Here is an 18,865-nt window from a genome sequence, read left to right as displayed (position 1 = left end):
ACCTGATCCATCAATTGGCGCTCCGAGCGGATGCTGTAGAGCACCTGGATCAGCATGGCTCGCAGCAACTTCTCCGGCGCGATGCTCGGCCGCCCACCCTTGAGGTCGGCCTCGTACATCCCGGCAAACAACCGATCCATCTTCACCAGTGCTTCGTTCGCCATCACCCGGATCGAACGCAACGGATGCGACTTCGGAACGAAGTCGTCCAGCTTGCGCATGGAAAACAAACTCTCGGTGAATGTGTCGGCGCCGCGCATGATCTCCAAGGGGCAAGTGGGGGTCTTCCATCAACGCTTCAGGGGCCTTCAGCGATGACATTACCGCCGATACTTCAGCAGCCTGTTAAGCCTCTTTACTATTTTATTGGCCTAAATTCGCAAATAATTCAGAAATAATTCCCGCCCGGTTCTGGCTCGGCAAAGTCGATGCAATAGCCGGCATTCGCGGGGCTGCCATGGTTTGCCGTGGGCGTTCGGACTGGCCGCCAATGCGATGCGCATACTGCGTAGCGCCTCAGCCAATGTCCGCTGGAATGCCGTCACGGTAGCGATACACGCGCCCCGCGACGCCGCGAGCGCTTTGTCCGGCGGGCGCCGTGCTCAGCGCCCACTCGTTCCTCCAAGCGAAAAATTCGGCCTGGTGGAAAAAATTTGGAATAAGCGGCAAACCGGCGTGTTTGCCCCTACACAGACGGCGAAAAACAACTCGCCGCCAGTGATGAGACAAGCATCAATGCGTGACTCCATCACTAACCATCGCTGTTGGTAACAAGCAAAGACGTATTTCCCGATGACATAGCGAGGCGTTTTGAATACGCCGATGCTTAGTCACGCCTGTGAAAAGGGAATGCCGAATTGCTAGCCGAGGCAATCCGGCTTATATCGGCTGGCGCAACCGGACGCACCTCGTGCAGTACAGCAGCAAGTCAAGCATCACTACTTTTCGGGGCAACCATTGCCCTTCATTTCATTACGTTGAACAAGGAATACTCATCATGAAAAACGCTCTGATCTGTTTTGCTCTCGCCGCCGGCACCCTCGCTGCTCCGGTTCTCAGCTTCGCACAATCGAACGCGCCGTTGACACGTGCTGAAGTTCGCGCCGACCTGGTGCGCGTCGAGCAGGCAGGCTACAACCCGTCCGTCGCCGACGACGCTACCTACCCCGCCGACATCCAGGCAGCCGAGGCCAGGATCGCCGCGCAGGACGGGCCGCAAACCGGATCGCGGGCGTATGGCGGCGTGGCGCAGAACGGCAGTTCGTCGTCCGGTGCGTCCACGCGCATGTCGATGAATTCCAACTGCGTGGGACCGGTGAGCTATTGCAATGTTTTCTTCGGTAGCTGAACGGCTTGCATGAGGCGCCGCTTCGTCTCTCATAGGCGAAGCATGCCCGCCACGCGTTCCGCTATTGATCCCTTTCCTCTCGAAACTTTTTCTCGCCTATCAAAAGGAGTTAGTCATGAAACTGATGCCCGTCGCCGCTGCCGTCCTGTCATTGTCCGCCTGTGTTTTTGCCTCGACCGCCGCCACGGCGCAGGAGGTCAAAGCGCAAAGCGCTCCCGTCCACAACATTGTTCTCGTACACGGCGCGTGGGTGGACGGCTCGGGCTGGAAGCCGGTCTACGAAAAACTCACGAAAGACGGCTATCACGTCACCGTCGTGCAGGAGCCGCTGACCTCGCTCGAAGACGACGTCGCCGCCACGAAGCGGGTTCTCGATCAGCAGAACGGTCCCACGATTCTCGTGGCCCATAGTTACGGCGGCTCGGTCATCACCGAGGCCGGCGTACACCCGAACGTCGTCGGCCTGGTATATGTGGCCGCCCATGCGCCGGCCGTCGGCGAGGACGAGAGCACACTCGGCAAGGGCATGCCGAGCTATACGTCGAAGCAGCCGGGCGCGATCATGAAAACGGACGACGGCTACACCTATCTGAACCCGGCGGATTTCCCGAAGGATTTCGCCGCCGACCTGCCGCTCAAGGAAGCTCAATTCGAGTCGCATGCGCAGATGCTGACCGCCGCGAAAGTCTTCTCGACGCCGATGACGGTCGCCGCCTGGACCAGCAAGCCGAGTTGGGGCATCGTCGCCGCGGACGACAAGATCATCAACCCCGACCTCGAACGCTGGTACTACGCGCGCGCGCATAGTCACACGACGGTGCTCGCCGGCGCGAGTCACTCGGTGTATGAATCGCGGCCGAAGGAAGTCGTCGCGGTTATCGAGGACGCCGCGAAGCACGCGCAACCGTAACCGGTCCCACGCGTGATTATTCGAGTCGACTCCAGCAGCTCACTCACGCTCGCCAGCCCCGTCCCTATGCCGTGATGCCTGGCGGTCTCTTCTCATGCAAGCTCATGCGCGGATTTCAAAGATCCGCCGCTTGCATTGGGGCGACGCGTTTTCCGCTCGCCGTCATCGCCTCACGCTCCCTCCGCATGCGCATCATCGAATTGTCATTTTCTTTTTTGAGTGCAATGATATAACATTCTCGGCGCACGGGGAAAGTGGCAAATCGCCGCCATTCATCCTGAGCTAACAAGAACATCTCCGACGAAAGACACCCTCGCCCAGTCGCCAACATTCAAACAAAATAACGATGAAGAACCACACGCGCGTCTCGCACGCAGCCTTGCTGCTATCCGCTTTTGCCGCTCATGCCCACGCCGCGCCGACCGACCGCCCGGCAACCGGCGCTGTCGTCGATGCATCCGGCAAGCCGGTCAGCAACGCCACGGCAAGCACGGCAAACACCGATAGCGCCGCAAACAATGTGACCAGCAGCGACACGCTCGACGTTCAGGTGAACGCGAAGCGGCTCGATCGGGCCCGCAACGGCCTATCGCCGGAAACCGGCAGCAGCGTGTATCGCTTCAGTCAGGCCGACATCGATGCGCTGCCCGCGGGGCAGGACACGCCGCTGAATCAGGTGCTGTTGCAGGCACCCGGCGTGGCCGCCGATTCGTATGGACAGTTGCACGTGCGCGGAGACCATGCGGATCTGCAATACCGCATCAACGGCATCATCATTCCCGAGCCGATTAGCGGCTTCGGGCAAACGCTCGACACGCGCATCATCGATCAGGTGAACCTGCTGACCGGCGCGTTGCCCGCGCAGTACGGCTACCGTACGGCCGGCGTGGTGGACATTCGCACGAAGACAGGCGATGCGGGCAACGGCGGGTCCATCGGCGTATTCGGCGGCAGCCACCAGACCCTCAAGACCAGCGCCGACGTGTTCGGCAGTCAGGGGCCGTTCAGCTACTACTTCAGCGGATCGCTCGGCGTCAACAACCTCGGCATCGAGAATCCGACCGCGAGCGCCAATGCATTGCACGATCACACGCGCCAGGGCGACGCATTCGGCTATATGTCGTACATCATCAACCCGCTTACCCGGTTGAGCGTGATGTTCGGCACCACCAGCAATCAGTTTGAAATCCCCAATACGCCAGGCTTGCAGACGAACTTCACGCTCAACGGCAATAACACGTTCGATTCGAGCCGGTTGAACGAAACGCAATCGGAGCTGAACAACTTTGCGGTCGTGGCGCTTCAGGGCACCAATGGCGGCGCACTCGACTATCAGGTCGCGCTCTTTACACGCTACACGCGAACGCAATTCAATCCCGATCCGGTTGGCGATCTGCTATTCAATGGCGTGGCATCGAAGGACTTTCACAGCAACTCGGCTAACGGCGCGCAACTGGACACCACCTGGCGGCTGAACGACAAGCATACGATCCGCTCCGGCATACTCTTCCAGCAGGAGCACGCGGTATTCGACGACAACGTCAACGTCTTCGCGACGGACGCCGACGGCAACCAGGCATCGGACCAGCCCTTCAACATCCACGACTCGAGCAGCAAAACCGGCTACCTGTACAGCGCCTACGTGCAGGACGAATGGAAGATCACCGACAAGCTCACGCTCAACTACGGCCTGCGCTACGACAAGATGGACGAATACGTCAGCGCGAGTCAGTTGAGCCCGCGCATCGGTCTCGTCTATGCGCTGACACCGACCACCACCTTTCACGCCGGTTACGCGCGCTACTTCACGCCGCCTGCGTTCGAACTATTGTCCGGCTCGACCATCGGCCGCTTCAACGGCACGACCAATCAGAGTCCGTCCGCTCAGAACGATCCGGTGCAACCCGAACGCAGCCATTACTTCGATCTGGGCGTGACGCAGCGGCTCGGCTCGAACGTGACCATCGGCCTCGACGCCTACTACAAAAAATCCACCAACCTGCTCGACGAAGGTCAGTTCGGCTCCGCTCTCATCTTCACGCCGTTCAACTACCAGTACGGGCGCGTGTACGGACTCGAGTTCACCGCAAACTACAAGCAGGACAATGTGTCCGCCTATCTGAATCTCGCGTATAGCCGCGCGCAGGGCAAACAGATCGACTCGGCGCAATTCAATTTCGATGCAGACGAGCTCGCTTATATCAGCTCTCACTGGGTAAATCTCGACCACGATCAGCGCATCACCGCCTCATTCGGCGGAACCTACGACCTCGGCAGAACCACCTTCACATTCGATGGCCTCGTAGGCAGCGGCTTGCGCAGCGGCTTTGCGAACACCGACCGCCTGCCGGTCTACGCGCAGATCAACCTCGGTGTGATTCAGCACTTCAACCAGCCTATGCTCGGCAAATTCGATGCCCGCCTCGTCGTGGTCAACGCGTTCAATCGCGTCTATGAGTTGCGCGACGGCTCGGGCATCGGCGTCGGCGCGCCGCAATACGGTCCGCATTTCGCCGTCTATGCAGGCGTCACCAAGCATTTCTGAATCCGTCGGCCCATAAGAGATCTGTCATGCAAGATTGGACACATGTTCTGGCGGCGGTACGCGTGGGTGGATGGGTTATCTATCCGCTCACGGTACTCGCCATTCTCGCGGTCACGATCGTCCTCGACCGCTCATACGTGTTCCTGCGTTTTGGTCGCTTGCCGGCTGCGATGCGCGGATCACATGAAATCAGCGCGAGCGGATCGGCCCTCGACTGGTCCAGCAGCTTGAAACACGTCGCCAGCCAAAACGCTTTCAGGCGAATGAACGCGCCGTGGACGCCCGAGCCCGCAGTTCCGCTGTGGCTACGCGAGGCGAAGGCGGAATTGCTCGCCTCGCAAATCGAGCGCGACATGAGCAAGGGCTTCTGGGTATTGGAAACGATCGTCACGGCTGCCCCGCTGCTCGGTTTGCTTGGCACCATCGTCGGCATGATGCATTCGTTCCAGTTGTTCGGCGGTAGCGGGCTCGTCGATCCGGGCGGCGTCACCGGCGGTGTGGCGCAGTCACTCGTCGCGACCGCCATCGGTCTTGTCGTCGCGCTGTTCGCGCTCTTTGCGTTCAACTATTTTTCGCGTCGGCTCGAACGTCTGATGGACGAACTCGAATCGTTCGCAAATGCGCGACTCGGCGAAATCCGTCTGGCCGCATCGACGGCGGGAGAACGGTCGTGAAGTTCAAGCGTTCGCGTGCGGCGCGGCGCGGCCGCATCGAAATCATTCCGATGATCGACGTGATGTTCTTTCTGCTGGCGACTTTCATGCTGGCCTCACTGGCGATGCAGCGGCTCGACGCCGTCAAGCTCACGCTTCCCGCCGGCCGCGCGCAGCAAATGGCGGCGCATGAACCGCTAACGATTTCGGTGGACCGGCGCAACGAGGTATTTGTGAATCGTGAGTCGGTGCGCCCGGACCAGATCGAGTCGACGGTCAAGCACCTGCTCCAATCCAACGGAAATGTCGTCATTGCCGCCGACGACGCAGCCGGTCACGGCGTAGTCGTTCAAGCGATGCTGGCCGCTCGCCGCGGCGGGGCGGAGCACTTTCTGATCGCGGTGCATCGTGAGTAGCGGAACACGCGTTGCCGTCGCCATCGGCGATGCTCCGAAGGTACGGATCGCGCTAGCGGTCGTGCTGGCGTTCCTGCTCTGGTTTATGTTCCTGCTTGAATTCGGACGCTGGCTGGCCACGCTCAACGCAGCACCGACAGCCGAGGAGCCGTTGGAGATGCGCGTGGTGGAAATCGATCCGCCTGCCGCGACAAGCTCGTTGCATCCGGCTCGCGCCGCGCCCGCTCCGGCTGCTTCGCCGAGTCCGCCCCGTCCGCCGAAACCTGTCGAGCCGCCTCGTCGCGCGTTGCAGCAACACGCCGCATCGATCACCAAACCGAATGCGGATACGCGCGCAACGCAAAGCATCGCGCCGCTTCAGCCCGCACCGGTGGCGAGCGAATCGAAAGCCGCGGCCGAGACGCCGTCTCACACCGTTGAAGGCTCGCAAGAAAAACAAAGCGCCACACCGTCCGCCACCTCATCCAACGATGCAGCCGCGCGCTCCCTCTCGCAACCATTGCCGGAGTTGCCCGACGATTTGCGCGAGCAGGCGTATCAAACCATCGCGACCGCGCGCTTCGTGATTCACGTCGACGGTTCGGTCGACGTCAAACTCATCAAGCCGACGCCCAATCCGCGGCTCAACCAGATTCTGCTTCAGGCGCTTCACAAATGGCGCTACCTGCCGGCGATGCAGGGCGGACATCCGGTCGAAACACGCCAGGACGTCCGTGTGCATTTCAACGTGAACTAGCCGCCGATCGCCAACGGAACCATCCCCGCCCTACCCCTTCGTCGCGCCAAACGTCAGCCCCGCCACAAAGTGCTTCTGCATGGCGAAGAACATCGCGACCGAAGGCAACGCGGCGAGAATCGACCCGGCCGATACGAGATTCCAGGCGGTCGTCCATTGGCCCTTCAACGCGGCCACGCCGACCGTGATCGGCGCCGCATCGTCACCTTGCGTCAGGCACAGCGCCCAGAAGTAGTCGTTCCAGACGAACGTGAACACGAGAATCGCCAACGCCGCGAGCGCGGGACGTATCAGCGGCAACACGATCCTGAAGAACACGGTCCACTCGTTCGCGCCCTCGATGCGCGCCGCCTCGACCAGTTCGAATGGCAACTGCTTGATGAAATTGCGCAGAAACAGCGCGCAGAATCCGGTTTGAAACGACACATGAAACAGAATCAACGCGCTGACCGTATTGAACAGTCCCAATTGCAACGATAGATCACGCACCGGGATCATCAACACCTGCACCGGCACGAAATTGCCCGCGACGAAAGTCGCAAACAAGGTCGAGTTGCCGCGAAACCGGTAGATAGCCAGCGCGAACCCCGCCATCGACGCAAGCGCGATCGAGCCGACGACAGCGGGCACCGTGATCAGCACGCTGTTCCAGAAGTAATGCAGCATCGGCGACGTGGTCAGCGCCTCGCGATAGTTGTCGAACATCGCGAAGTGCTTCGGCCAGCCCCAATAATTGCCCTCGCTCAGTTCCTCGGTGGAGCGCACGGACGTGACGAGCACCGCGATCATCGGCAGCAGCCAGATCAGCAATGCGATCGGCAACGTCAGTTTGTACACGCGGCGCGACACCGGCTTCCATTTGTCGATCGAGATCGGAAACATGGCGGCTCCTTATTGCTCGGCGCGCAGCATGCGGCGCAAGTGATAGACGATGTACACCAGCATGATGCCGAACAGCACGACCGCCACCGCGGCCGAATAGCCGATGCGGTAGTACTTGATCGCCTGGTCGTACATGTAATACGCGAGCACGGTCGAACTTTCGAACGGGCCGCCGCCGGTCATCACGGAGATCAGATCGAAGCTGCGCAACGCGCCGATCACCGTGACGACGATCGCCATGAACGTGGTCGGCCGCAATTGCGGCAGGATCACGTGCCACAGCATCGACCAGCCGTGCGCGCCTTCCATGCGCGCGGCCTCGATCTGCTCGGCGTTCAGCGAAGTCAGGCCAGTCAGGTAAAGAATCATGCAATAGGCCGTTTGCGGCCACAGCGCCGCGAACACGATGCCGAAGGTCGCATAGTGGGGATCGCCCAGCACCGGCACGCCGTGGCCGAGAATCAGCGCGAGCAGTCCGAACGTCGGATCGTAAAACCACGAGAAGATCAAACCGACCACCACGCCCGACAACACGAACGGCGCGAAGAACAGCGACTTGACGATGCGTATGCCCGCCACCGCCTGGTTCAGATACAGCGCGACGGCGAGCCCCATCGGCGGCGCGAGCAGGAACAGCAGCAGCCAGATGAGGTTGTTCTTGAGCGCCGTATAGAACGTCTGCGCCTGGAACAATTCCGCATAGTTCGCGAGGCCGACGAAAGACGGCTCGGTCATGCCGTCCCAATTGAAGAAGCTCAAGCGGATGGTCGAGAGAATCGGCCACACCACATAGATCGCCACCATCACGCAGGCCGGCGCGAGAAACAGAAAAGCGGCGCGCCGCTGCCGCCGCGCGGTGGGCGACGGCCCACGCCGGCGCGCGGCGGCAGGCAGCCCGCCGCGTGATGCTCCGCCGGATGCGGGCAGGCCGGCGCCCCCGGAATCGGCAGCGCCGCCAATGGATTGACGGGTGACGGAATGCGACACGATCATTCTCCCGATCGAACGTGGCGAACGGCGGCCCAAGGCCGCCACCGCTTACTTCTTGTAGATGCGCTTGCGCGTCTGTTCGAGTTGCGCGAGCACGCTGTCGAGCTTCGATGGGTCGGAGATGAACTGCTGCATTCCCTTCATCCCTTCATCGGCCATTTCCTTGGTCATATCGCGGTCGTAGAACTGCGCAATGCCGCCCTTCGTGTTCGCGAGAATCTGGAAACCGATCTTCGAAATCGGATCTTCCGGCTCGGGCGACTTGCTGTTCGCCGACAGCGAGCCGAGCCCGGCGGCCAGCTTCGCGCCGATTGCAGGCGTCTCCACGAAAGCGAGGAACGTGTGGGCGTCGGCCTTGTTCTTCGCTTTCGACGGAATGTGCAGCGATTCGACCGGCCCGTCTTCGGCGGTCGGCACTTTGTCGTCGATGATCGGGAACTGGAAATAGCCCATTTCCGGCTTCACGCCCGGCGGAAAGCCGGCGGTGATGAACGTGCCCATCAGCATCATCGCGGCCTTGCCCTGGAACAGGAACGGCTGCACCGAATCCAGATCGTAGGACAGCGAGTTGTCGATGAAATAGCCCGCGTCGATCAATTGCTTCCACGTCGTGTAGACCTTCTTCACGCGCGGATCGGTGTAGGCGATCTCGCCCGCCATCAGCTTCTGGTGGAACGCGTTGCCGTTCAGGCGAAGGTCGAGATAATCGAACCAGCCGGCGAGCGTCCATGCATCGCGCCCCGCCACCGCGATCGGCGTGATGCCGGCGGCCTTCAGCTTCTTGCAGTCTTCGAGAAACTGATCCCAGGTTTTCGGCTCGCCGGTAATGCCGACTTTCTGGAACAGATCCTTGCGATAGAACATGCCCCACGAGTAATACACGGTCGGCGCGGCATACTGCTTGCCTTTATACGACGACGCTTCCTTGGTCGACGCATACATGTCGTTCCAGCCGTTCTTTGCCCAGTCGCCGCTCAAATCCTCGAACAGGCCGCGCTGCGCGTAATACGCCATGCGCTCGCCGTCATGCCAGTTGACGATGTCGGGCGCGACGGTGGAGAGCCAGCCCGGCAGTTGAACCTTGTACGCTTCTTCGTCGATGAACGACACCTTCACGTCGATGCCGGGGTGCGCCTTCTTGAACTCGTCGATCGTCGACTGCCAGACCGCGCGCTGGCTTGCGCCCTTGAACGCGATATTCACGGCGAGCGTGCCGGCTTGCGCCGTGCTGACGACGGACGTTCCAGCCGCCGCCGCGGCCAGCGCGAGTGCCAACAGAATCCTGCGTGGTTTCAGTTTCATCCTGCCTGTCTCCTTTATGCGTCGATTTTTACGTCGTTGTGGTGCTGCGTGGAACCTGGCTCATCCATTCGATCGATAGACCGCGATGCCTTGCGGCTCAACCACGCGTGAGCCGATCACGAAAGCCTTGTCGTCCACCTCGCCGAGCGTGTGCGCGTCGTCGCCGTAGTTGAACACGTAGGTCAGCGCGCCGCGCCGGCTGATCCGCACGCTCTCGCCGAGCGACAGCGTATCGAGGCCCGCTTGCTGAGCGATGCGTGAGAATAGCCGCATCGTGAGCGCATCGTCGAACAGGCTCGCGAGGTAATGAAACGCGCCGCTTTGCACATAGGCGGGATGACCGTCGGCAAAACGCGCGCGCACGTCGAATGAACCTGCCGCATCGCTGTCGATGAAATCACGCCAGTGACGCGCGAAGCCATCGTCCACGCTCGGGTCGTTGCTGTCCGTAAGCCGCACGGCTTCGGTCACGTTTGGCCGCATCGATTCGACGCGCCACACGCGCAACGGCAGCACCGAGGTAAGCGCCCCAGGCGGCAGGTTGGCCGGAATCTGCAAATCGTGAGTCTTCGAACCGGTGCGCGGACCGAACACGACGTGCGCGCCGGAACGCGCGAGGCGTGCCGCGAAATCGTCCGGCACAACCGGCAGCGGCGGCACGACGATCAGACGGTAGCCGTCGAGCGGCGCGTCGACCGGCACGACGTCCACGTCGAGCCCGAGCGCGCGCAGCGCGGAGTAATACTCGAAGGCGAAACGCGGATAGTGAAAGTCCGCGCCCTGCGGATGAATCTCGAACAGCCACTTCGCTTCATAGTCGTAGACGAGCGCGACTTTCGAGCGAATCGCGGCGTTGGCATCGGCGTTCGCCGCGAGCACCGTGCGAATTTCGTTGGCCACTTGCGCAGCCTCGTTGCCGCCCACGTCGAGCCGGTTATCGGGCGTGTTCAAGCCCGCATGCATCTGCTCCTGAGCGAACGGCGCCTGACGCCAACGGAAATACGACACGCAACCCGCGCCGTGCGCGAACGCTTCCCAACTCCACAGGCGCACCATGCCCGGCAACGGCGCCGGATTCCACAACGCCCAGTTCACCGGACCCGGCTGCTGCTCCATCACCCAGAACGGCAGCTTGGACATGCCGCGGTACACGTCGTGATTGAACGAAGCGAAGTCGGGATGCCCGCTGCGCAGCCAGCGCGCCTTGATGTCCGGTGCGAACCATTGCTCCTCCAGCGCGCCGAGCGGATAGCTGTCCCAACTCGCGACATCGAGATCGGCCGCCACCTTGTAATGATCGAACTCGGTGAAGAGCTGCATGAAGTTATGCGCGACCGGACGTCCCGGCGAATGCGCGCGGATGATCTCGACCTGCATGCGGTTGTAGCGCGCGACTTCGTCGGAAGCGAAACGCCGGTAATCGAGCCGGTGCGACGGATGCGCCTCGGTAACGGTCGCCACCGGCGCGTCGATTTCCTCGAAGCCGCGGTACTCCATGCTCCAGAACACCGTGCCCCACGCACGATTGAGCGCGTCGACCGTTTGATAACGCGCCTTCAGCCATTCGCGAAAGCGCTCCACTGCCGCGCTCGAATAGCTGACCACCGTATGGTGGCAACCGAATTCGTTGTCGGTCTGCCAATAAGCGACGGCCGGATGCTTGCCGTAACGCTCGGCGATCGCCGTGCAGATTTTCTGCGAGGCGGCGAAATACGAAGGCGACGAAAAATCATAATGACGGCGCGAGCCGAACGCGCGCGGACGCCCATCCGCGCCGACCGGCAGAATGTCGGGATGGCGGTCGATCAGCCACTTGGGCGGCGTCGCCGTCGGCGTGCACATGACGACCTGCAAGCCGGCGTCGCCCAACACGTCGATCGCGCGATCGAGCCAGCCCCAGTCGTATTCGCCAGGCGTCGGCTCGATCCTGCTCCACGCAAACTCCGCGATCCGCACCTGCTCGATGCCGAGTGCTTTCATCCGGCGAGCGTCGTCTTCCCACATCGACTCCGGCCAGTGTTCCGGGTAATAACAGACTCCAAGGCGCATTCGAATGTCCTCTATGCGTAGTGTTCGACGGATTCGAGCGAAGCGGCCGCGAAGCCGTCCTCGGTAAACAAATGACTGGCATGGCGCGGCACGCGCAAGTGCGCGCGGTCACCCGGCGCGAGACGTGTGTCGCCAGGCGCCTTGGCGATCAGCGCGGCGCCGCCGGGCTGATCGAGATGCACATAGCTGTGTTCGCCGAGCTGTTCGACGAGAGAGACGGTGCGGGTCAATACGCCGTTATCCGGCGTCGCGAAAGAGGCATCGACGAATTCCAGATGTTCGGGGCGCACGCCCAACGTGACCAGCTGCGCCGCTTGCAGTCCTTCGCCGTTCACCGGCACACGCACGTTTTCCCCGGTGTGATCGAGCGTGACGATCACGCCTTGCGGATCGATCGACGTCACGCGCGCAGGCAGAAAATTCATGCGCGGCGAGCCGATGAAACCCGCGACGAAGCGGCTGCGCGGACGGTGATACAACTCGAGCGGCGCGCCGATCTGCGCGATGCTGCCGTAGCGTTCGGTGTCCTTGCCCGCATGCAGCAGCACGATCTTGTCGGCGAGCGTCATCGCTTCGATCTGATCGTGCGTCACGTAAACCACACTCGCGGTGGCGAACTGCTTGTGCAGCCGCGCGATTTCGATGCGGGTCTGGCCGCGCAACGTGGCGTCGAGATTGGAGAGCGGTTCGTCGAACAGAAACACGCCCGGCTCGCGCACGATGGCCCGGCCGATCGCCACGCGTTGCCGCTGGCCGCCGGAGAGTGCCTTCGGCCGGCGCTCGAGCAGCGCTTCCAGTTGCAGAATGCGCGCGGCTTCCCGCACCTTGCGGTCGATTTCGTCCTTGGGCGTCCTGGCGAGCTTCAGGCCGAACGCCATGTTCTCGTACACGGTCATGTGCGGAAACAGCGCGTAGCTCTGGAACACCATCGCCACGCCGCGCTGCGCCGACGGCACGTCGTTGACGACGCGCCCGCCGATCGAGAGGTCGCCTTCAGTGAGGTCTTCGAGTCCCGCGATCATGCGCAACAGCGTGGACTTGCCGCAACCGGACGGGCCGAGAAAGACGCAGAATTCGTTTTCGCCGATCTCCAGATCGACGTCGCGGATCACCAGCGCGCCGTCGCCATACGCCTTCTGCACGCCTCTTAACGAAATGCTCGCCATCGCATCGACTCCGTGATTTAATCGGCTCGACGTCGGAGATTAAGCGCTTAATCAGCAAGACCAAAAAAATCGACCGCATGCGATCGTTGGGGTCCCGCCTGTCTCCGATATCGTTTGTCTGTGCGAGAGATGGTGCCGCGCCTTCGGCCACGATGCAAATGTCGGACACCTATCCCAAATACTGAAAGCACCATGCCCACACTCAGCGAAGTCGCGCGTCACGCCGGCGTTACCCCGGCCACGGTGTCCAACGTGCTGCGCAATCGCGGCCGCGTCGGCGCGACGACGCGTCAGCGCGTGCTCGATGCCGTCGCCGCGCTCGGCTATCGCCCTCACCTCGCGGCCCGCGCGCTCGCCGAAGGCCGCGCACCGACGCTCGCGTTGATGGTGTCGAGCATCGCCAATCCGTTCTACCCGGAGTTCGCGCTCGCGGTCGAACGCGCGGCGCGCACGCGCGGCCAGTTCCTGATCATCTGCAACACCAACGAAGATCCGCTGAGCGGTCGCGCGTATCTCGACCAGATCGCCGGCACGCTCTCCGAAGGCGTGCTCGTGACGAATGCAAACCTCGATTTCGCGGATCTTCACGCGACCGAAGCGCGCGGCACGCCCGTCGTGTTGTGCATGTGGGAGCGGCCCAATGAACCGCCGGGGCTGCCGTGCGTCGCGGTCGATTTCCGGCTGGCGGGCGAGTTGGCCGGCACGCATCTGCTGGAACTCGGGCATCGGCGGATCGGCGCGATCGTCGGCAGCAAGGCCTCGGGCATTCACGCGGCACGCTATCAAGGTTTCGTCGATGCGCTGCGTGCGGCCGGCGCGCCGAAGGGACGCGTCAAGCACGCACCCGACACGATCCAGGGCGGCTACACCGCGACGCGCGCGTTGCTCGAAGCCGACCCGAAGCTCACCGCGATCTTCGCGACCAACGATCTGCCGGCGCTCGGCGCGATGCACGCCGCCGCCGATCTCGGCCTGAACGTGCCGGGCGACCTGTCCGTGGTGGGCATCACCGACATTCAACTTGCGCGCGAGTCGCGGCCCGCGCTGACGACGGTGGCCGTGCCCACGGTCGAAGTCGCCGGACTCGCGGTCTCGCTGTTGCGCGAGTTGATCGAGTCGTCGTATGGACAAGCGCGTCGCGGCGCGACGAAGGTGCCGATGCTGGTTTCATCCGCGCCGCAGCTCGTCGTGCGCGCGTCCACCGGAGCGCCGCGTTTGCGGTGATGTGATGCGTGACGTGTTGCGGTGATGTAAGCGGCATGCACTCGCGCCGCGGTGCCTGGCACGTTCAACCCGTGCCCTCGCGCTCGCGCATTTCGTGCGTCACCCGACACCTGCTCGGCGTAACCATTTGCCGTCGAAAAGGCGAATTCAAATTACAACTAGCCTTCAACCGAGCCAGGACTTTCCCCAAGTTCCGGCCCTCCACCTTGCACCGCACTACCGCCGTCAAGCCCCGCCACATATGGCGCTCCGCCCTCACACGTACGCTGCCGCCTCCTCGGCGGCGCGGATCGTTTCCTTGACGAGCGTCGCCGCGCCTGCTGTACTAAATCAACTCAAGTGATTTAGGCGGCCGGTTTCGGGCCGCATCCGCGTCCCACAGTTTCACAAACCAGGTTGCCGACGCGCAGCGTTCGCATGGGCAACCGCCAGCAGTTCATAACGTCGTTGCCAATAATCGGAGGAGCGTCCCATGAATCTGAATTCCCGCAGGCATCCTGTCGCCAGGAAAATCGTGTCGATGTGCGTGGCCGCATCGGCGGTGTGGTGTGCGAGCGCCAGCCAGGCGGCCGACCAGCCCATCGTCGGCCTGATTACCAAGACCGACACCAATCCGTTCTTCGTGAAGATGAAACAGGGCGCCGAAGCGGCCTCGTCGAAAGACGGCGCGAAGCTGCTCACCGCGGCCGGCAAGTTCGACGGCGACAACGCGAGCCAGGTCACCGCGATCGAAAACATGCTGACGGCCGGCGCCAAGGCGATTCTGATCACGCCGAGCGACACGAAGGCGATCGTGCCGAGCATCAAGAAAGCGCGCGCCGCCGGCGTGATGGTGGTCGCGCTCGACACGCCCACCGATCCGCAAGACGCCACCGACGCCCTCTTCGCCACCGACAACTTCAAGGCCGGCGTGCTGATCGGCCGATACGCGAAAGCCGCGCTGAACGGCAAACCCGCGAAGATCGCCACGCTCGATCTCGCACCCGGCGTATCGGTCGGCGTGTTGCGTCATAACGGCTTCCTCGAAGGCTTCGGCGTGAAGGAAGGCGATCCGTCGATCGTCTGCAGCCAGGACACGCGCGGCGATCAGTCGAAGGGACAAACGGCGATGGAAAACTGCCTGCAGAAATCGCCCGACATCAACGTGGTCTACACGATCAACGAACCGGCGGCGGCGGGCGCTTATCGCGCGCTCAAGGCGGCGGGCAAGGACAAGAGCGTGATGATCGTCTCGATCGACGGCGGCTGCGAAGGCGTGCGCAATGTGAAGGCCGGCGCGATCGCCGCGACCTCGCAGCAGTATCCGCTGAAGATGGCCGCGCTCGGCGTGACGGCGGGCGTCGAGTATGCGAAGACCGGCAAGAAGGTCTCCGGCTATCAGGACACGGGCGTGACGCTGATCAGCGACAAGCCGATGTCCGGCGTCGACAGCAAGGATACGAAGTTCGGCCTCGACAACTGCTGGGGCAACAAGTAACGCGCACTGCATGGCGGCCCGGTGCGCCGGGACGCCTCTGACTCGCCGCGTGGCCACGCCACGCTCATGCATCGAGGACCTTCATCATGTCGACTCCCACCGCGCCCGTCGGCCACTCGCGCCACTTCACCGACCGTCTGCCGTCGCTCGCCGAGGTCGGCCCGCTGATCGCGCTGGTGCTGGCCTGCGGCTTCTTCATTTCGCAGAGCAGCCGTTTTCTGTCGTTCCAGAATCTCTCGCTGATCCTGCAACAGACCATGGTGGTCGCGGTAATCGCGATCGGCCAGACGCTGATCGTGCTGACCGGCGGCATCGACCTGTCATGCGGGATGGTGATGGCGTTCGGCTCGATCATCATGACCAAATTCGCGGTCACGCTCGGCGTGCCGCCCGCGCTTGCGATTCTGTGCGGCGTGGCCGCGAGCACGCTGTTCGGCGCGCTCAACGGCGTGCTGATCACGCGCATCAAGCTGCCCGCGTTCATCGTCACGCTGGGTACGCTGAACATTGCGTTCGCGCTCACGCAGATCTATTCGAACGCGGAGAGCGTGTCGAACCTGCCCGACGCGATCATGTTCTTCGGCAACACCTTCAAGCTCGGTCCCGCCGATGTCACCTACGGCACGGTGCTCACGCTGCTGATGTATCTCGCCACATGGTTCGTGTTGCGCGACACGGTTCCGGGCCGGCATTTGTATGCGCTCGGCAATAACGCCGAGGCCGCGCGGCTGATGGGCCTGTCGTCGCAGAAGATTCTGCTCACCGTGTATTCGCTTGCCGGCGCGATCTATGGCATCGCCGCGCTGCTGTCGGTGTCGCGAACCGGCGTGGGCGATCCGCAGGCGGGGCAAACCGAGAACCTCGACAGCATTACCGCGGTCGTGCTCGGCGGCACGAGTCTGTTCGGCGGACGCGGCTCGATCGTCGGCACGCTGCTCGGCGCGCTGATCGTCGGCGTGTTCCGCAATGGCTTGACCTTGATCGGCGTTTCCTCGGTCTATCAGGTGTTGATCACCGGCATGCTGGTGATTCTCGCGGTAGCCGCGGACAAACTCTCTCATCGTCGCGGTTAACGGAGACACCTCTCATGTCGACATCACCTTCCGCTTCTCCCGCGATGCCGGTTCTGCAAGCACGCGGACTCGTCAAACGCTACGGCAACGTCACCGCGCTCGACGGCTGCGATTTCGAAGTGCTGCCCGGCGAAATCCTCGCCGTGATCGGCGACAACGGCGCGGGCAAATCGTCGTTGATCAAGGCGCTTTCCGGCGCCACCGTGCCGGATGAAGGCGAGATTCTGCTCGACGGCCAGCCGGTCAAATTCCGCAGCCCGCTGGATGCGCGCGCCCAAGGCATCGAGACCGTGTACCAGGAACTCGCGGTCGCGCCGGCGATGAGCATCGCCGAAAACCTGTTCCTCGCCCGCGAACTGCTCAAGCCCGGCTGGCGCGGCTCGATCTTCAAGATGATCGACAAGCGCCGCATGCTGGAAGAAGCGACCTCGCATATGAAAGACCTGCAGATCGGCATCCGTTCGATGCGTCAGGCGGTCGAAACCCTGTCGGGCGGTCAGCGTCAAGGCGTGGCCGTGGCGCGCAGCGCGGCCTTCGCGCGGCACGTCGTGATTCTCGACGAGCCCACCGCCGCGCTCGGCGTGAAGGAAGGCAACATGGTGCTCGAACTGATCCGGCGCGTGCGCGATCGCGGCCTGCCGGTGATCCTGATCAGCCACAACATGCCGCACGTGTTCGAAGTGGCCGACCGCATCCACATTCAGCGTCTCGGCCGGCGGGCGGCGCTCGTCAATACGAAGGACGTGCATATGTCGGAGGCCGTCGCGATCATGACGGGCGCGAAGGAAGCGGACGTCAAGGCGATCGCATGATGCACGCATCCTGTTGAGCGGGCTCGCGACGATGGATACCACCGGCACGCGCCCGCCCCTGAAACGCACGGTCGGCTCGAATCAGGTCGGCATGCGGCAGTTCAACGAACGGATCGTGTTGCAGGCGATCCGCTTGCATGGGCCGCTGCCGAAAGCCGACGTGGGCCGCTTGACGCGTCTTTCGATGCAGAGCGTCTCGATGATCGTCGACCGTTTGATCGACGACGGTCTGCTCGAAAAGCAGGCGCGCGTGCGCGGCAAGATCGGCCAGCCCTCGGTGCCGATCGCGTTGCGCGCGGACGGCGCGTACACCATCGGCGTCAAGGTGGGGCGCCGCAGTCTCGACGTGCTGGCGATGGATTTCGCGGGCCGCGTGGTGTGCCGCGATGTATTCGAGTATGCGTATCCCGATCCCCGCACGCTGTTTCCCGCGCTCGAAAGCAGACTGGCGCGCGTGAACCAGACGCTCGGCGCGAAGGCCGGCAAAGTGGTCGGCGTGGGCGTGGCCGCGCCTTTGTGGCTCGGCGGCTGGCGCGACTTTCTCGGCGCGCCGCCCGACGCCCTGGGCGCATGGCACGAGATCGACTTGCGCAGCCGCATTGCGGGCATGACGGGTTTGCCCGTCGAGTTCGCCAAGGACACCACGGCCGCCTGCGCCGCCGAACTCGTGATGGGCCAGGGCCGCGGCATTCACAACTTTCTGTACCTGTTCGTCGGCACGTTCATCGGCGGCGGCCTCGTGATCGACGGCCGTTTGCATGGCGGGCCGCACGACAACGCCGGCGCGGTCGGCTCGATTCCGCTGCGCGACGGCAGCGCGCGCAAACCCGCGCGGCAACTGCTGCACGCGGCGTCCGGCTTCGTTCTGGAACAGTTGCTGAGCGATGCGGGCGTGCCGCCCGCCGCCGCGCACGATCATCGGGCGTTGTCGCCGGACCTGTGGCGTCACACCGAGCAGTGGCTCGATACCGCCTGCCCCGCGATCGCCAACGCGCTGACCAACGCGGCCGCGTTGCTCGACCTCGAAGCGGTGGTGATCGACGGCGAACTCGACCGGCAACTGGTGCGGGAAATCATTCGCCGCACCGAGCGTGTGCTCGATCGCTTCGAATGGGAAGGCATGGTGCGTCCGCAACTGCTGGAGGGCACCATCGGCGCGGACGCGCGAGCAATGGGCGGCGCGATTCTGCCGCTGTACGCGCATTTCGCGCCGACGCACGAGCTGTTTCTCAAGCCCGCCGTGGACGCGGTTTATTAGACGCTGTCAGGCGCGGTCCGTGTT

Annotated in this window: 17 protein-coding genes; 11 read left to right on the top strand and 6 right to left on the bottom strand. The window is 62.9% G+C overall.

What is annotated here, in order from left to right; all coding sequences use genetic code 11:
* Positions 1 to 260, bottom strand: a 260-nt coding sequence (locus BUE39_RS28905; RefSeq protein ID WP_143169529.1) for a transposase, incomplete at its 3' end; no start/stop codon positions are given.
* A 737-nt stretch (positions 261 to 997) separates the two neighbouring features.
* Here BUE39_RS28905 and BUE39_RS28900 point away from each other — a divergent pair.
* From BUE39_RS28900 to BUE39_RS28875, 6 genes are all read left to right on the top strand, one after another.
* Positions 998 to 1,348 carry a DUF4148 domain-containing protein gene (locus BUE39_RS28900; RefSeq protein WP_073432088.1) on the top strand — a complete coding sequence of 117 codons (351 nt, stop codon included), beginning with the start codon at positions 998 to 1,000 and terminating at the stop codon, positions 1,346 to 1,348.
* Positions 1,349 to 1,463: 115 nt separating this feature from the next.
* Positions 1,464 to 2,258, top strand: coding sequence for an alpha/beta hydrolase (locus BUE39_RS28895; protein ID WP_073432087.1), 795 nt, complete (start codon positions 1,464 to 1,466; stop codon positions 2,256 to 2,258).
* Between the two features lie 346 nt (positions 2,259 to 2,604).
* Positions 2,605 to 4,803, top strand: a complete 2,199-nt coding sequence (locus tag BUE39_RS28890) for a TonB-dependent receptor (protein ID WP_073432086.1) — start codon at positions 2,605 to 2,607, stop codon at positions 4,801 to 4,803.
* A gap of 26 nt (positions 4,804 to 4,829) precedes the next feature.
* Positions 4,830 to 5,477 (top strand): MotA/TolQ/ExbB proton channel family protein, encoded by a 648-nt coding sequence (locus BUE39_RS28885; RefSeq protein ID WP_073432085.1) that lies wholly within the window; start codon positions 4,830 to 4,832, stop codon positions 5,475 to 5,477.
* Entirely contained in the window at positions 5,474 to 5,872 is a 399-nt protein-coding gene (locus BUE39_RS28880; RefSeq protein ID WP_073432084.1) for an ExbD/TolR family protein, read from the top strand. Before BUE39_RS28885 ends, BUE39_RS28880 begins: the two co-directional genes overlap by 4 nt.
* Entirely contained in the window at positions 5,865 to 6,608 is a 744-nt protein-coding gene (locus BUE39_RS28875; protein ID WP_073432083.1) for an energy transducer TonB, read from the top strand. The genes BUE39_RS28880 and BUE39_RS28875 overlap by 8 nt, the downstream gene beginning before the upstream one ends.
* 30 nt (positions 6,609 to 6,638) lie before the next feature.
* Here BUE39_RS28875 and BUE39_RS28870 read toward each other — a convergent pair whose 3' ends face one another.
* The 5 genes from BUE39_RS28870 to BUE39_RS28850 are packed head-to-tail and all read right to left on the bottom strand — an operon-like array spanning position 6,639 to position 12,997.
* Positions 6,639 to 7,490, bottom strand: a complete 852-nt coding sequence (locus BUE39_RS28870; RefSeq protein ID WP_073432082.1) for a carbohydrate ABC transporter permease — start codon at positions 7,488 to 7,490, stop codon at positions 6,639 to 6,641.
* 9 nt (positions 7,491 to 7,499) lie between these two features.
* Positions 7,500 to 8,483, bottom strand: coding sequence for a carbohydrate ABC transporter permease (locus tag BUE39_RS28865; RefSeq protein WP_073432081.1), 984 nt, complete (start codon positions 8,481 to 8,483; stop codon positions 7,500 to 7,502).
* 45 nt (positions 8,484 to 8,528) lie between these two features.
* A complete protein-coding gene (locus tag BUE39_RS28860) occupies positions 8,529 to 9,782 on the bottom strand; it encodes an ABC transporter substrate-binding protein (RefSeq protein WP_073432080.1) in 1,254 nt (417 codons plus the stop codon).
* A 60-nt stretch (positions 9,783 to 9,842) separates the two neighbouring features.
* The gene (locus BUE39_RS28855; protein WP_073432079.1) at positions 9,843 to 11,831 is read right to left on the bottom strand and encodes a beta-galactosidase; all 1,989 of its coding nucleotides are present in this window, start codon (positions 11,829 to 11,831) and stop codon (positions 9,843 to 9,845) included.
* Between the two features lie 11 nt (positions 11,832 to 11,842).
* Positions 11,843 to 12,997, bottom strand: a complete 1,155-nt coding sequence (locus tag BUE39_RS28850; protein WP_073432078.1) for an ABC transporter ATP-binding protein — start codon at positions 12,995 to 12,997, stop codon at positions 11,843 to 11,845.
* A 192-nt stretch (positions 12,998 to 13,189) separates the two neighbouring features.
* Between BUE39_RS28850 and BUE39_RS28845 the strand changes: the two genes are divergently transcribed.
* The 5 genes from BUE39_RS28845 to BUE39_RS28825 all read left to right on the top strand — a co-directional run bounded on the left by BUE39_RS28845 (position 13,190) and on the right by BUE39_RS28825 (position 18,841).
* A complete protein-coding gene (locus BUE39_RS28845) occupies positions 13,190 to 14,221 on the top strand; it encodes a LacI family DNA-binding transcriptional regulator (protein ID WP_073432077.1) in 1,032 nt (343 codons plus the stop codon).
* 472 nt (positions 14,222 to 14,693) lie between these two features.
* Positions 14,694 to 15,698, top strand: coding sequence for a sugar ABC transporter substrate-binding protein (locus BUE39_RS28840; RefSeq protein ID WP_073432076.1), 1,005 nt, complete (start codon positions 14,694 to 14,696; stop codon positions 15,696 to 15,698).
* A gap of 86 nt (positions 15,699 to 15,784) precedes the next feature.
* Entirely contained in the window at positions 15,785 to 16,771 is a 987-nt protein-coding gene (locus tag BUE39_RS28835) for an ABC transporter permease (protein ID WP_073432075.1), read from the top strand.
* A 14-nt stretch (positions 16,772 to 16,785) separates the two neighbouring features.
* Positions 16,786 to 17,583, top strand: coding sequence for an ATP-binding cassette domain-containing protein (locus BUE39_RS28830; protein WP_073432074.1), 798 nt, complete (start codon positions 16,786 to 16,788; stop codon positions 17,581 to 17,583).
* 31 nt (positions 17,584 to 17,614) lie between these two features.
* Positions 17,615 to 18,841: an ROK family transcriptional regulator gene (locus BUE39_RS28825; RefSeq protein WP_073432073.1), complete on the top strand. Its 1,227-nt coding sequence runs from the start codon at positions 17,615 to 17,617 to the stop codon at positions 18,839 to 18,841.
* The last annotated feature ends 24 nt before the right edge of the window (positions 18,842 to 18,865 follow it).

The organism is Paraburkholderia terricola (genome assembly GCF_900142195.1).
Classification (GTDB): domain Bacteria; phylum Pseudomonadota; class Gammaproteobacteria; order Burkholderiales; family Burkholderiaceae; genus Paraburkholderia; species Paraburkholderia terricola.
The sequence above is the reverse complement of the archived record's forward strand: the minus strand, read 5'-3'. Positions and strand labels throughout refer to the sequence as shown.

Excerpts from the sequence above, each read along its gene's own strand:
- BUE39_RS28855 (WP_073432079.1), bottom strand. The coding sequence starts at position 11,831 with ATGCGCCTTGGAGTCTGTTATTACCCGGAACACTGGCCGGAGTCGATG.
- BUE39_RS28865 (WP_073432081.1), bottom strand. The coding sequence starts at position 8,483 with ATGATCGTGTCGCATTCCGTCACCCGTCAATCCATTGGCGGCGCTGCC.
- BUE39_RS28890 (WP_073432086.1), top strand. The coding sequence starts at position 2,605 with ATGAAGAACCACACGCGCGTCTCGCACGCAGCCTTGCTGCTATCCGCT.
- BUE39_RS28895 (WP_073432087.1), top strand. The coding sequence starts at position 1,464 with ATGAAACTGATGCCCGTCGCCGCTGCCGTCCTGTCATTGTCCGCCTGT.
- BUE39_RS28840 (WP_073432076.1), top strand. The coding sequence starts at position 14,694 with ATGAATCTGAATTCCCGCAGGCATCCTGTCGCCAGGAAAATCGTGTCG.
- BUE39_RS28900 (WP_073432088.1), top strand. The coding sequence starts at position 998 with ATGAAAAACGCTCTGATCTGTTTTGCTCTCGCCGCCGGCACCCTCGCT.
- BUE39_RS28870 (WP_073432082.1), bottom strand. The coding sequence starts at position 7,490 with ATGTTTCCGATCTCGATCGACAAATGGAAGCCGGTGTCGCGCCGCGTG.
- BUE39_RS28850 (WP_073432078.1), bottom strand. The coding sequence starts at position 12,997 with ATGGCGAGCATTTCGTTAAGAGGCGTGCAGAAGGCGTATGGCGACGGC.
- BUE39_RS28835 (WP_073432075.1), top strand. The coding sequence starts at position 15,785 with ATGTCGACTCCCACCGCGCCCGTCGGCCACTCGCGCCACTTCACCGAC.
- BUE39_RS28860 (WP_073432080.1), bottom strand. The coding sequence starts at position 9,782 with ATGAAACTGAAACCACGCAGGATTCTGTTGGCACTCGCGCTGGCCGCG.
- BUE39_RS28830 (WP_073432074.1), top strand. The coding sequence starts at position 16,786 with ATGTCGACATCACCTTCCGCTTCTCCCGCGATGCCGGTTCTGCAAGCA.
- BUE39_RS28885 (WP_073432085.1), top strand. The coding sequence starts at position 4,830 with ATGCAAGATTGGACACATGTTCTGGCGGCGGTACGCGTGGGTGGATGG.
- BUE39_RS28825 (WP_073432073.1), top strand. The coding sequence starts at position 17,615 with ATGGATACCACCGGCACGCGCCCGCCCCTGAAACGCACGGTCGGCTCG.
- BUE39_RS28845 (WP_073432077.1), top strand. The coding sequence starts at position 13,190 with ATGCCCACACTCAGCGAAGTCGCGCGTCACGCCGGCGTTACCCCGGCC.